The 13002-nt window shown below is 54.4% G+C and carries 11 protein-coding genes and 1 pseudogene; 7 read left to right on the plus strand and 5 right to left on the minus strand.

Annotation, left to right across the window (positions count from 1 at the left end; genetic code table 11):
- Positions 1 to 51: 51 nt before the first annotated feature.
- Positions 52 to 1512 (minus strand): beta-Ala-His dipeptidase, encoded by a 1461-nt coding sequence (pepD, locus tag WCC56_RS13320; RefSeq protein WP_424692833.1) that lies wholly within the window; start codon positions 1510 to 1512, stop codon positions 52 to 54.
- A gap of 250 nt (positions 1513 to 1762) precedes the next feature.
- On the opposite strand from pepD, the gene gpt reads away from it, so the two are divergent.
- The 3 genes from gpt to crl all read left to right on the plus strand — a co-directional run bounded on the left by gpt (position 1763) and on the right by crl (position 4096).
- Positions 1763 to 2221: a xanthine phosphoribosyltransferase gene (gpt, locus tag WCC56_RS13325; RefSeq protein WP_424692834.1), complete on the plus strand. Its 459-nt coding sequence runs from the start codon at positions 1763 to 1765 to the stop codon at positions 2219 to 2221.
- Between the two features lie 113 nt (positions 2222 to 2334).
- Positions 2335 to 3585, plus strand: a complete 1251-nt coding sequence (frsA, locus tag WCC56_RS13330) for an esterase FrsA (protein ID WP_424692835.1) — start codon at positions 2335 to 2337, stop codon at positions 3583 to 3585.
- 109 nt (positions 3586 to 3694) lie between these two features.
- The gene (gene crl, locus WCC56_RS13335; protein WP_424692836.1) at positions 3695 to 4096 is read left to right on the plus strand and encodes a sigma factor-binding protein Crl; all 402 of its coding nucleotides are present in this window, start codon (positions 3695 to 3697) and stop codon (positions 4094 to 4096) included.
- Positions 4097 to 4210: 114 nt separating this feature from the next.
- Here crl and ompC read toward each other — a convergent pair whose 3' ends face one another.
- Positions 4211 to 5326 (minus strand): porin OmpC, encoded by a 1116-nt coding sequence (ompC, locus tag WCC56_RS13340; protein ID WP_424692837.1) that lies wholly within the window; start codon positions 5324 to 5326, stop codon positions 4211 to 4213.
- A gap of 244 nt (positions 5327 to 5570) precedes the next feature.
- Here ompC and proB point away from each other — a divergent pair, with 244 nt between their 5' ends.
- The 3 genes from proB (at position 5571) to WCC56_RS13355 (ending at position 8695) form a co-directional block, all read left to right on the plus strand.
- A complete protein-coding gene (proB, locus tag WCC56_RS13345; protein WP_424692838.1) occupies positions 5571 to 6674 on the plus strand; it encodes a glutamate 5-kinase in 1104 nt (367 codons plus the stop codon).
- A gap of 10 nt (positions 6675 to 6684) precedes the next feature.
- Positions 6685 to 7938, plus strand: a complete 1254-nt coding sequence (gene proA, locus WCC56_RS13350) for a glutamate-5-semialdehyde dehydrogenase (protein WP_424692839.1) — start codon at positions 6685 to 6687, stop codon at positions 7936 to 7938.
- 127 nt (positions 7939 to 8065) lie between these two features.
- Positions 8066 to 8695, plus strand: coding sequence for a LysE family translocator (locus WCC56_RS13355; RefSeq protein ID WP_424692840.1), 630 nt, complete (start codon positions 8066 to 8068; stop codon positions 8693 to 8695).
- Positions 8696 to 8784: 89 nt separating this feature from the next.
- On the opposite strand, the gene WCC56_RS13360 is transcribed toward WCC56_RS13355, so the two are convergent.
- A complete protein-coding gene (locus WCC56_RS13360; RefSeq protein ID WP_424692841.1) occupies positions 8785 to 9264 on the minus strand; it encodes a MarR family winged helix-turn-helix transcriptional regulator in 480 nt (159 codons plus the stop codon).
- A gap of 154 nt (positions 9265 to 9418) precedes the next feature.
- Here WCC56_RS13360 and WCC56_RS13365 point away from each other — a divergent pair, with 154 nt between their 5' ends.
- A complete protein-coding gene (locus WCC56_RS13365; RefSeq protein WP_424692842.1) occupies positions 9419 to 10567 on the plus strand; it encodes an MFS transporter in 1149 nt (382 codons plus the stop codon).
- Here WCC56_RS13365 and WCC56_RS13370 read toward each other — a convergent pair.
- Entirely contained in the window at positions 10521 to 11957 is a 1437-nt protein-coding gene (locus WCC56_RS13370) for an APC family permease (protein ID WP_424692843.1), read from the minus strand. The genes WCC56_RS13365 and WCC56_RS13370 overlap by 47 nt on opposite strands.
- Before the next feature lie 152 nt (positions 11958 to 12109).
- Positions 12110 to 12942: pseudogene (locus WCC56_RS13375) on the minus strand (helix-turn-helix domain-containing protein).
- Positions 12943 to 13002: the final 60 nt, after the last annotated feature.

The raw sequence follows: 13002 nt of genomic DNA on the forward strand, positions 1-13002 counted from the left end.
CGCGGAGCGTCAAAACAAAACGGGCGGAATAGCTTCCGCCCGTCAGTCGGCTTAGGACTTAGCCGGAATCGCCTTCAGCAGGGCCGTCAGCAGTTTCCAGTACAGGCCAACGCTTTCGATATGCACCTGCTCATCCGGTGAATGTGGGCCGGTAATGGTCGGGCCGATTGAAACCATGTCCATTTCCGGATACGGCTTCTTAAACAGACCACATTCCAGACCCGCGTGGATCACCTGAATATTAGGCGTTTTACCAAACAGCTTTTTGTAGGTTTCCCCTACCAGCGCCATCACCGGGGAAGACGCATCCGGCTGCCAGCCAGGGTAATTGCCTTTCGCTACGGTTTTGGCACCAGCCAGTTCACCTAACGCCGTCAGCATTTCCACCACGTAGTCTTTCCCGCTGTCGATCAGTGAACGAATCAGGCAGTTGATCTTCGCTTCGTCTTCTTTCAGCGAAACCACGCCAAGGTTCAGAGAGGTTTCCACCACGCCTTTCATCACATCTGAATTACGGATCACACCGTTTGGTGTGCTGTTCATCAGCGCGATAAACGCATCGCGGCTGGCTGCAGTCAGCGCCTGGCCGCCAGCCGCCACGTTCTCAACCACGACGTTGATGTTCTTCTCTTTCAGACTCAGTTCGTTCTGCAACGTGTCCAGATAGCCCAGCGCCAGGCTTTTCAGCTCGTCTACTTTGTCAGCCGGAACGGCCAGCGTGGCTACCGCTTCGCGCGGGATAGCGTTACGCAGCGTACCGCCGGTGAAGTCCACCAGACGCAGGTCCAGCGCTTTTGCGTGAGCGAACAGGAAGCGGGCAAGCAATTTATTGGCATTGCCCAGGCCGACGTGAATATCACAGCCTGAGTGGCCGCCTTTCAGGCCTTTCAGGGTCAGTTTCAGCGGCTCATAACCTGCCGGTACGGCTTCACGGCTGATGGCCAGCGTGGAGGTGAAATCAATCCCACCTGCGCAACCCATGTAGATCTCACCTTCTTCTTCCGAGTCGGTGTTGATCAGGATTTCGGCCTGCAACCAATTGGGCTGAAGACCAAATGCGCCGACCATGCCGGTTTCTTCGGTCATGGTCAGCAGCACTTCCAGCGGACCATGCTCAACGCTTTTGTCGGCCAGAACCGCCAGAGCGGAAGCCATGCCAATACCGTTATCAGCACCCAGCGTGGTGCCGCGAGCTTTTACCCATTCGCCATCAATCCACGGCTGAATCGGATCTGTGGTGAAGTCGTGCACGGTATCGTTATTTTTCTGTGGCACCATATCGAGGTGCGCCTGCAAGGCAACAGGCTTCAGATTTTCCAGACCTGCGGTTGCGGGCTTGCGGATCAGAATGTTACCCACTGCATCGCGGTCGGTCGTAAAACCTTGCTCTTTCGCCCACGACAGAATGTGTTCTGCCAGTGCTTCTTCATGATAAGACGGGTGCGGAATAGAGCAGATTTTGGCAAAAATATCCCACAAAGGCTGAGGGGAAAGTTGAGATAATTCAGACACGACAAATCTCCTGTGTCATCGCCATCGGCCAGCAGAGCTGCGGAAGACGAGGATGTTTAGCGAGTGGATGACTCCCGTCAGATGCTCTGACGCGATGGGCAAAGAATATCATCGTTTCCGCAGGCGTGCTTACTTCGCAGAAGGAAAAAAGGGCCGTGACGCTGGTTTTTAGCCGCTCAGATCACTATAATTCCGCGCAACCTCTCCCATTGTACATTTTTAAGCCAATACCATTGGTCGGGACTCCTTTATGAGCGAAAAATACGTCGTCACCTGGGACATGCTGCAAATTCATGCCCGTAAACTGGCCCAGCGCCTGCTTCCTGTGGAACAGTGGAAAGGCATTATCGCGGTCAGCCGCGGTGGTCTGGTTCCTGCCTCTTTGCTGGCTCGTGAGCTGTGCATCCGTTACGTTGATACCGTGTGCATCTCCAGCTACGATCACGACAACCAGCGCGAAATGACCGTGCTGAAGCGTGCAGAAGGCGATGGTGAAGGCTTTATCGTGATCGATGATCTGGTGGACACGGGCGGCACCGCTCAGGCTATCCGTGATATGTATCCAAAAGCGCACTTCGTTACCATCTTCGCTAAGCCAGCAGGCCGCCCGCTGGTGGACGACTATGTGGTCGACATCCCGCAGAATACCTGGATTGAGCAGCCGTGGGACATGGGCGTAGCCTATATTCCGCCGATTGTTAAAGGCTGATTGACGCACGTCAAAGCAACGCCCGGTTCTGCCGGGCGTTGTTGTTTTTACGAGCGTCGGGGCTGAGCCTGGGATAGACTCATCCAATGCCCCGTGTGGAGGAACGTCACGCCATGTCACCAAAGAATCTGAGTGAAGAGCTGTTTAAACCTCGCTTTAAGCATCCTGAAACCTCATCGCTAGTCCGTCGTCTTCATCAGCATAAGCCGTTGCCTGTTCATTCCGCTCTGGAAGGGGACAGTCATGCTGGCTGGTATCGCATGATTAACCGCCTGCTGTGGACCTGGCGCGGGATCCCTCCGCAAGAAATCAGTGAAGTGCTGGCCCGTATCGCCATTAGCCGCGTAGAACACACCGACGATAACCTGCTGGATACCGTCATCGGTTATCGGGGCGGCAACTGGATCTATGAATGGTCAAAACAGGCAGCACTCTGGCAGAAGAAAGCAGGTGAAGCGGCAACCGATCAGGAAGCGGGGCAATGCTGGCTGCATGCTGCCAATCTGTATGGCATAGCGGGTTATCCTCATTTGAAAGGGGATGAGCTGGCCGAACAGGCCCAGTTACTGGCGAATCGCGCTTATGAAGAAGCCACACCGCGTCTCTCGGGGGAGTTAAAAGAGCTGGAGTTTGCCATTCCCGGCGGCAGCTCTATCTTTGGCTTCCTGCATATGCCACCAGGCGTCAGCGCACCTTATCCCACGGTGCTGGTGTGTGGCAGCCTGGACTCACTGCAAACCGATCATTATCGCTTGTTCCACGATTATCTGGCGCCGCGCGGCATCGCCATGCTGACCATTGATATGCCTTCCGTGGGCTTCTCCAGCAAATGGAAGTTGACCCAGGATGCCAGCTTCCTGCACCAACACGTCCTGCGCCAGTTAGAGAACATTCCCTGGGTAGATGATAAACGAGTAGGGGCTTTTGGCTTCCGCTTCGGCGCTAACGTTGCGGTCAGGCTGGCCTATCTTGAAGCCCCGCGTTTGCGTGCCGTAGCTTGCCTTGGGCCGGTGGTCCACAGCTTGTTATCTGATAAAGCCGTGCAGGACAGTATTCCGGAAATGTATATGGATGTGCTGGCCAGCCGGTTGGGCATGGCGACCGCTTCCGACTCTGCGCTGCGCGTCGAACTTAACCGTTATTCGTTGAAAATGCAGGGATTGCTGGGGCGCCGCTGCCCAACGCCAATGCTTTCAGGCTACTGGCCGAACGATCCTTTCAGCCCGGAAGAGGAGTCGAAACTGATCGTCAATTCTTCCGCTGACGGGAAGTTGATGCCTGTCTCGCTCTCGCCTGCAATGCTCAACTTTGATAAAGCATTACGTGATATTGTCGACTGGTTAGCGAAACGGCTGACGCGATGAGTTGCTATAATTCACGCCTTTGCTATAACCTTTAAGCCTTAACTCGCGGTGTTACAGGGTTTAGCGCGAGAAAGGATTAAATAACAGGCTCAACGATGGAGGTTTACCGATGACGTTACCGAGTGGGCATCCCAAAAGCCGTTTAATGAAGCGTTTTGGATCGCTGGGGCCTTATATTCGCGAAGCGAAATGTGAAGACGAACGTTTTTTCTTTGACTGCCTGGCTGTCTGCGTCAATGTGAAACCCTCGCCTGAGCTGCGTGAATTCTGGGGCTGGTGGATGGAACTGGAAGCGCAAAGCGACCATTTCACCTATGAGTACCACTTTGGTCTGTTCGATAAAGAAGGCAACTGGAAGCCGTCTACCGTGAAAGGGAAAGAGAATAACGAACGGCTTGAAGAGACCTTACGTAATTTCCATGTAAGGCTGAAAGCGCTGCTGGAAGAGATGGAGCTGGGGCTGAAACCTGCCGCAGACTTCGCTGATGAGCCGGTGAAACTGACCGCCTGAAGCCGCGTGACCAGAGAAGCATTAAAAAAGGCTGGCAATTTATTGCCAGCCTTTGTTTTAGACACATAACGAGGGTCGTGCAACCGTAGCAGTGGCGTGTTACGGGGGTAAAACTTAGAACTGGTAAGTCAGGCCAACAGCAACCACGTCGTCGTTGTTCAGACCCAGTTTGTTGTCGTCGTCCAGCTGGTTGATTTTATAATCAACGTAGGTGTTCATGTTCTTGTTGAAGTAGTAAGTCGCGCCAACGTCGATGTATTTAACCAGGTCAACGTCACCCAGTCCTTCGATGTCTTTGCCTTTGGTCTGCACGTAGCCCAGGGAAGGACGCAGACCGAAGTCGAACTGGTACTGTGCCACCAATTCAATGTTCTGTGCTTTGTTAGCTGCACCCGCAACAGACGTGCTGACACCGTTGATCACCGCAGTGCCGCTGATTGGCGTCATATTGCGGGTTTCGGTATAAATTGCGGCCAGGTAAACGTTGTTCGCGTCATATTTCAGACCTGTCCCCCATGAATCCGCTTTGTCGCCCTGGCCCCAGACACGAGCCTGCTGATCGTTGGTGCGGTCTGAAGAGGTGTAAGCACCGCTCAGGCTCACGCCGCTTTCGCCCAGTGCATAGACTGCTGACAGACCGTAACCGTCGCCATTCTGCCTGCCAACATCAGCACGTGAGTTAGCTGAATCCGAGTCGTTTTTACCCTGATACTGTAGGGCGAATTTCAGACCCTCCACCAGGCCGAAGAAATTGCTGTTACGGTAAGTGGCAACACCGGAAGTCCTTGCCGTCATGTAGTTATCGCTACGCGCCGTACCATCACCCCCGAATTCTGGGAACATATCCGTCCAGGCTTCCACGTCGTACAGCACGCCGTAGTTACGACCGTAGTCGAATGAGCCGTAGTCACCGAATTTCAGACCGGCAAAGCCCAGACGGGTTTTGTTGCCCGCGTTAGCATCAGAACTTTCAGAGTTGTTGGTGTTGAACTGGTATTCCCACTGGCCATAACCGGTCATCATGTCGTTGATTTGTGTCTGACCTTTAAAGCCAATACGAACGTAAGATTTGTCGCCGTTTGAGCCATCGTTGTCGCTGAAGTAATGCAGGCCTTTGGCCTTGCCATAGAAATCCAGCTTGTTGCCGTCTTTATTATAAACTTCTGCGGCTTGTGCAGCGGTGGACAGAACCAGTGCTGTGGTTAAGATTGCCAGGGCGCTTTTCTTCATTTTGCTATCAATCCCGAATGAGTAAGTTTTATTGTGGCCTTAAGACTTCTCTGAAGGCAGGAACGTTTTACCCTGAAAACATTAAACTTTTATTACAATTCTACGCATTTCTTGTTATTTGCGAACTTTTGAACTAGTTGATTGTCACGGTAAATTCCGGCTTTTCTCCCGCCGCCTGTTGGCTTCCAGCACCACACCTGTTAAAAAGTCTGTTCGAGCTTTTTTTTACGTATGGCAGGAAATAATGAGCAGCAGCCAGACCCTGGTAGTGAAACTGGGGACCAGCGTATTAACCGGCGGATCGCGTCGGCTGAACCGGGCACACATTGTCGAGTTGGTGCGCCAGTGCGCGCAGCAGCATGCGGCAGGCCATCGGATTGTGATCGTCACTTCTGGCGCCATGGCGGCCGGGCGTGAGCACCTTGGCTACCCGGAACTGCCCCCGACCATCGCCTCAAAGCAGCTGTTGGCTGCGGTGGGGCAGAGCCGGCTAATTCAGCTTTGGGAGCAGCTGTTCTCTATCTACGGTATTCATATCGGCCAGATGCTGTTAACGCGTGCGGACCTGGAAGATCGCGAACGTTTCCTCAACGCGCGTGACACCCTGCGCGCGTTGCTGGATAACCACATCGTGCCAGTGATTAATGAAAACGACGCGGTGGCCACGGCGGAAATCAAAGTGGGCGATAACGACAATCTGTCGGCGCTGGCCGCGATCCTGGCCGGGGCAGACAAACTGCTGTTACTGACCGATCAGCAGGGGTTGTTCACTGCCGATCCGCGTAACAATCCTGAAGCCGAGCTGATCAGCGATGTGCACCTGATCGACGATGCGCTGCGTGCGCTAGCTGGCGACAGCGTTTCCGGGCTGGGGACGGGCGGAATGGCGACGAAGCTTCAGGCGGCCGATGTGGCCTGCCGGGCAGGTATCGACACGATTATTGCTGCCGGAAATCGCGCTGGCGTGATTGGTGATGTGATTGACAGCAAGCCGGTTGGCACACGCTTCCATGCGCTTGAAACCCCGCTTGAAAACCGCAAGCGTTGGATCTTCGGTGCGCCGCCAGCCGGTGAAATCACCGTTGATGACGGTGCGCTTTCAGCCATTCTGGAGCGCGGCAGCTCGCTGTTACCTAAAGGCATTCGCGAGATCACCGGCAACTTCTCCCGTGGTGAAGTGATCCGCATCCGCAGCCTGCAAGGGCGCGATGTGGCGCACGGTGTATGCCGATACAACAGTGATGCGATGCGGATGATTGCCGGGCACCATTCCCAGCAGATCAGTGACATCCTCGGTTATGAATATGGTCCGGTTGCCGTTCACCGTGACGATATGATCGTCAGTTAAGGAGCAGGACATGCTTGAAGAAATGGGCAAAGCCGCGAAAGCCGCGTCTTACCAACTGTCGGTGCTTTCCACCGTGCAGAAAAACCAGGTGTTAATGACCATCGCCGATCGTCTTGAAGCGCAAAGTGCCGAGATCCTGGCGGCGAATGAGCGGGATCTGGCTGATGCCAGGCAGAACGGCATGACTGAAGCGCTGATGGATCGCCTGATGCTCAACCCGGCAAGGCTGAAAGGCATTGCGGATGATGTCCGTCAGGTCTGCCGTCTGGTGGATCCGGTTGGCGTAGTGATCGATGGCGGTGTGCTGGACAACGGCTTGCGTATTGAACGTCGCCGCGTGCCGCTGGGCGTGGTTGGGGTAATTTATGAGGCCCGCCCGAACGTGACGGTAGACGTTGCCAGCCTGTGCCTGAAAACCGGCAACGCGGTGATCCTGCGCGGCGGGAAAGAAACTTACCGGACTAACGGCGCAACCGTACGCGTTATTCAGGGCGCGTTGAAAGAACACGGCTTACCGGCTGGTGCGGTTCAGGCGATTGAAAGCCCGGATCGTGAGCTGGTGAATCAGTTGCTGAAGCTGGATCGCTATGTCGACATGCTGATCCCTCGCGGTGGCGCTGGTCTGCACAAGCTGTGCCGTGAACAGTCGACTATCCCGGTGATTACCGGCGGTATCGGCGTTTGCCATATCTTTGTTGACCAGCAGAGCGAGCTGTATGCGGCCATGAAGGTGATTATTAACGCCAAGAAACAGCGCCCAAGCGCCTGTAACTCGGTGGAAACGCTGCTGGTGCATTCCGCGATTGCGGAGGGCTTCCTGCCCGAATTGAGCCGCAGCATGGCGGAGGAGGGCATTAAATTACATGCTGATCCTCGCTCTCTGCCACTGCTGCAAAAAGGCCCGGCTGAAGTCAGCGCGGTCACCGAAGAGCAGTATCGTGACGAATGGTTAGCGCTGGATCTGAACGTGAAGCTGGTGGATGACCTGGATGAGGCGATTGCCCATATTCGTGAGTACGGTACTCAGCATTCAGACGCGATCCTGACCCGCAGCATTCACAACGCCGATCGCTTTGTGAATGAGGTCGACTCCTCGGCGGTGTATGTCAACGCCAGCACGCGCTTCACCGACGGCGGCCAGTTTGGTCTGGGCGCTGAAGTGGCCGTCAGCACGCAAAAACTCCACGCACGCGGGCCAATGGGACTGGAAGCGCTGACCACTTACAAGTGGGTCGCGTTCGGTAATGATACCGTACGTAGCTAAGAGTAAACGCATTGCCTTACGTTGAGCCTGACTCTTTCGGGCACGCAAAGCCACAGGGAAGTGGCTTGAGCTGTATCCAGGGAGCCGTTGTCACTCTCCCTTGCTCAACATCCTGAGGACATCCAGCATGGTCACCCTCTCGCAAATTCTTCCCTTCGCTGCCATCGCTTTGGGTCTGGTTTTGACGCCTGGCCCCAACATGATTTACCTGATCTCCCGCTCCCTCTGTCAGGGACGTAAAGCGGGTTACATCTCGCTGACCGGTGTGGCGCTGGGTTTCCTGTTTTATATGGTTTGTGCGGCGCTGGGCATCACCGCCCTGATCATGGCGGTGCCGCTGGCTTATGATGTGCTGCGCCTCGCTGGAGCGGCCTATCTGTTGTATATGGCCTGGCAAGCAATATTCGGCGGGAAATCGCCGTTTCATCTTCGCGATTTGCCGCCAGACAGCGCCCGTAAGCTGTTCACTATGGGTCTGCTCACCAACCTGCTTAACCCTAAAACCGCAGTCATTTATCTGACGTTGTTGCCGCAGTTTATCCGGCCGGAACAAGGTCATGTGCTGGCTCAGTCTCTGACTTTAGGCATCACGCAGATCGTCACCAGTATGCTGGTGAACAGCCTGATTATCTTTGCGGCAGGCACCATCGCTACTTTCCTCGCGCAGCGCCCAACCTGGCAAAAGATCCAACGCTGGTTGATGGGCACGGTACTGGCTGGACTTGCCGTGCGCATGGTTATGGACGGCAGAAAATAGTTGCAGCGTCAGAAATCCACCTTGTGAAGAGAAATGTCCTCTCGGGCTGTTTCAGGATCGCTATGTTCATTGCCTGATACTGAAAGAGCTTATTCTGCCAGCACTAAGCGCAGCAGATTTTCCAGTTCGACTTGTTGAGTTTTATTCAGGCCCTGAAGCAGATTTGCCTGAGTTTGCGTATGCACCACCAGCGCCCGCTCGATGAGTTCCAATCCCTTGGGTGTTAAGCCAACCATCAGGCTGCGCTTATCTGCCGGGTCTGGGATCCGTTCAATCAGCTGATTGGCTTCCAGCCTGTTCAGCCGGTTGGTCATTGCCCCAGACGTCACCAGCAGGGAGGTAAACAACTGCGTGGGCGTCAGGCAGAAGGGGGATCCGGCTCGGCGAAGTGTCGCAAGGACATCAAACTCTCCTTCACGGAAACCAAACTCTTCAAGTGCGCTGGCACGCGCTTTCCCCAGATGCTTCATAATCCTCAACATTCTGCCAAACACCGCCATCGACGAGGCGTCCAAATCCGGCATGGCTTCTGCCCATTGAGCGATAACGAAATCAACATGATCCGACATTTTATCCCTTAATTATGTTGTGGCTAACGTGTTCATTCGTGCGCACTGACTATCGGTGGGGCGTTATTTATCTTAACGTTAAGATAAATGATATCACCCTTAATGCTTTGGGGACATCTTCTCCTCAGCAAAGCCCAATCCGAAGGAGTCGGCTATGAAACGCACGTTATCTGCTATGACTTTGTTTGCCTTGCTTGTTCTGTTGGTCGGTCTGAATCTCAGGCCGTTGATGGCCGCCATCGGCCCGCTTTTGCCTTTGTTACAACGCCAGGAGCAGCTTAGCGGCACGACAATCAGTCTTTTAACCACCTTGCCGGTGATGATGATGGGGCTGATGGCGCTCGCCAGCGGCACGTTGTTACGCAGGATCGGTTATTCCCGCGGCATCACCTTTGGATTAGGCATTATTACCCTGGCCTGTTTCCTGAGAGGGTTTTATACGTCCAGCGGGTTGTTGATGGCAACTGCTCTGGCAGGCGGAGTAGGAATTGGGCTGGTTCAGGCGGCCATGCCCGCATTGATCAAGCGGCGCTATGCAACGTCTGCCGGTACGTTGATGGCGCTATTTTCAACAGGGATTATGGGCGGGGCTGCGCTGGCTGCGGCAACGGCTGAACCGATATCTGCCTCTTTGGGGCTGAATTATGCCCTTGGGTTAGCCGCATTTCCTGCCGCATTGGCCTTTATCATCTGGTTTGCGGCGGATAAAAATCCCCAGAAAACGGCGACCAAATCCTTCCAGGCAAGCTGTTCGACATCGCGTGCCTGGCTGTTACTGGCTTTCTTTGGCATCGGCACTGGCGCTTACACGCTGGTGCTGGCCTGGTTGCCGCCGTTCTATATTCAGCAAGGCTGGAGCGCGCGTAACAGCGGCTACTTACTTGCCGCACTGACGATAACCGAGGTTCTGTCCGGTTTTATCGTCTCCGCTGTTATTCATCGCTTCACCGACAGACGCGGCCCTTTACTGATCGTACTGCTGATGATTCTGGCCGGGCTACTTTGCCTGGTTATGTTCGGGGGAACAGCAGCAATACTCTCCACCTTGCTGCTTGGCATGGGGATTGGCGCGCTGTTCCCACTGTCATTGATTGTCACCTTTGACCACGCCAGAACCCCGGAAGAGGCAGGGAAACTGCTCTCCTTCGTTCAGGGGGGCGGCTATCTGATTGCTGCAACGCTGCCGCTGATTGCAGGATTGGTGCGCGACAAAAGTGCTTCACTCACTGCGGCATGGTTAATTATGAGTGTCGGTATTATTTTGCTGCTGATCCTTTCCCGTCGTTTTCGACCTGCATTATAGGAGGAGATGCCGAGCCCTTACGCTTAACCGACATCAGATAGCCTGCTCCGGCGCACAGGGCGATAAACCAGGGAATTAACTGCACCAGTTTTGAGTCACTGCCGCTCAATAACTGCAGGTTATTGATCATCATGATCACGGTGATCGACATTGTGATCAACGCCAGCAGCGGTGCCCAGAATATCTGCCAACTGCTGTAACGGTGTTTTACCGGCCCCCGGAAGAACTTGATAACAGCCGCCGAGACGCCAACCTGCAACACCATAATGGACAGCGTGGCGATGGCGGAACCGAAGGCAAAGATATGCACCATCGGGTCCATATTGCTGCTGCCCATTCCTGCCAGCAGCAGCAGCAGGATTACGCTGTGTAAGTGGCTGGCATTGTGCGGCGTGCCGTTGGTCGGATGGGTTTTACATAACTCTTTCCAGATCAGGCCGTCACGGCTGATGCTGAACAGGTAGCGTGAAATATTGTTGTGAAAAGCGAGAGCAGCGGCGAACAGGCTGGTGATCAGCAACACCGACATCGTCTCTACCGCCCACTGCCCCACATACTGACGGGTGATATCAAAAATGAAATTGCCCGGATCTTTGCTGGCAATCGCCACGATTTGGTCAAAGCTGTAGGCCTGCACCAGCGACCAACTGGTGAAGCAGAAGAATACCGTGATGATTAACAGCGCGCAGATCGTGGCCCTTGGCACCGTTTTGTGCGGATCCCGACACTCTTCGGCATAGATAGCGGTCGATTCAAAACCAATAAAAGCGGCGATGGTAAAGACAAAGGCAATCCCGAGATTACCTTGCATAAACACCGAAGGTTCAAAGGAGCTAAAGTTGAGTGGGCCGGTTTTTTTGATCAGCAACATCACGTCGGTCAGCAGCACAATCGCCACTTCCGCCATCATCAATACGCCAAGCAGTTTGCCGCCCACTTCCACCCGTTTAATCCCCATCACCCAGGCAATCAGCGTGAAGACCATGCTCAGCGCCCACCAGGGAATGTCTAACGCCAGATGCTGTTGCAGGAACAGCTGAGTGAAGAAGCCCAGCATCGCCACAATCGCGGTCTGAATGGAGAAATAGGCTACCAGTGCCAGCACCGAAGCGGATGCACCCCAGTTTTCCCCCAATCCTTGCGAGATATAAGTGTAAAAAGCGCCTGCGCTTTTTACGTACCGGCTCATGGCGATATACCCGACCGAAAACAGCATCAGGATCAGGCAGGCCAGAATATAAATGACCGGGATGCCGCCGCCGTTGCCGGTGAAAATAGCCACCGGCAATCCGCCCACCACGCCGGTTAACGGCGAGGCAGCGGCTACAACAAAGAAGACCAGAGAAAATAAGCCCAGAGTGTTTTTTCGTAAACCGGTAGTGTTGCTCATCGCCAGCGCCTCAGTGGACAGGGAAACGAACTCAGCAAGTCTGAGTCAGGTAACTGGCTTGCATCATTTCCCAGGCAGCGCGGCGGGGGATAGAAAAAATCGGACAAGGGCAAAGTGCAGAACCCGCACCATTTTAGTGCTGAACCGCCGGGTTAATGGCAGCGGATACGGCCGGCATAGGCTCCCTGAACCGTGTGACGTTGGTAATTCAACGGCGTAATGCTGACCAGCTTTTTAAACTCCCGCAGAAAATGCGACTGATCGCTGAACCCCAGATCCAGCGCAAGATCAGAGAACGAGACATTTGCCTGCTGATGCAGCGAATTCAGTGCGGCCTGGCAACGCATCATCCGGCCAAAAGCCTTCGGCGACATGCCGGTATCCTGGCGGAACAGGCGTTGAATAGTGCGACAGGTATAACCGGTTATCTGCTCCAGTTCCTCCACGCGAATATTGCCCTTTTGCTGACGAATAGTGTGAATAATCAATGCGGTGATCGGCGAGGTTTTGCGTACCATCCGCGAGGCGAAATGGCGGGTAAACAGCGCCATTTGCTGGGAGAACTGGCGCTGTTCCATAATCTGTTCAACAGCCAGGCGCGCATCCGGGACGACATCCAGAAAGCTGAATTCGCTGTCGGTAATCTCTTCCGCCATCCCACTAGAAAGTCAGGCATCACGCCAGGCGCAAAACGCACGCCAAAATACCGGTGATTGCTGATCAGCTCTGCGCTGCGTGCATCAAGCGTTGTGCCACAGACTCTGGCCTTCGGGTGACTTTCATCGCAATCAAACACAATATCGACACAGCCGTCCGGCACCGCCAGCGTCAGGCTGGCGTTCTGCGCCACTTCAAAGCTGTAAAAGTGCGAAATAGCGGGGTTCTCAGAGGCGATCAGCGAGTAGTGTTGCGCCGCACTGAGGACAAACCAGGGTTGCTCAGGACGAATATCTGCAGCCTGACCGGACAGAAAAGTGTGTGACATAAGCGAACACCTCAGGAGAGTGACGCTTAACTGATGCAATCCGGATGCCATTTCCTTCGT

The organism is Erwinia sp. (genome assembly GCF_049696395.1).
Taxonomy (GTDB): domain Bacteria; phylum Pseudomonadota; class Gammaproteobacteria; order Enterobacterales; family Enterobacteriaceae; genus Erwinia.

Coding starts and splice junctions, on each gene's coding strand:
- gpt (WP_424692834.1), top strand. CDS start 1,763: ATGAGCGAAAAATACGTCGTCACCTGGGACATGCTGCAAATTCATGCC.
- frsA (WP_424692835.1), top strand. CDS start 2,335: ATGTCACCAAAGAATCTGAGTGAAGAGCTGTTTAAACCTCGCTTTAAG.
- crl (WP_424692836.1), top strand. CDS start 3,695: ATGACGTTACCGAGTGGGCATCCCAAAAGCCGTTTAATGAAGCGTTTT.
- ompC (WP_424692837.1), bottom strand. CDS start 5,326: ATGAAGAAAAGCGCCCTGGCAATCTTAACCACAGCACTGGTTCTGTCC.
- proB (WP_424692838.1), top strand. CDS start 5,571: ATGAGCAGCAGCCAGACCCTGGTAGTGAAACTGGGGACCAGCGTATTA.
- proA (WP_424692839.1), top strand. CDS start 6,685: ATGCTTGAAGAAATGGGCAAAGCCGCGAAAGCCGCGTCTTACCAACTG.
- WCC56_RS13355 (WP_424692840.1), top strand. CDS start 8,066: ATGGTCACCCTCTCGCAAATTCTTCCCTTCGCTGCCATCGCTTTGGGT.
- WCC56_RS13360 (WP_424692841.1), bottom strand. CDS start 9,264: ATGTCGGATCATGTTGATTTCGTTATCGCTCAATGGGCAGAAGCCATG.
- WCC56_RS13365 (WP_424692842.1), top strand. CDS start 9,419: ATGAAACGCACGTTATCTGCTATGACTTTGTTTGCCTTGCTTGTTCTG.
- WCC56_RS13370 (WP_424692843.1), bottom strand. CDS start 11,957: ATGAGCAACACTACCGGTTTACGAAAAAACACTCTGGGCTTATTTTCT.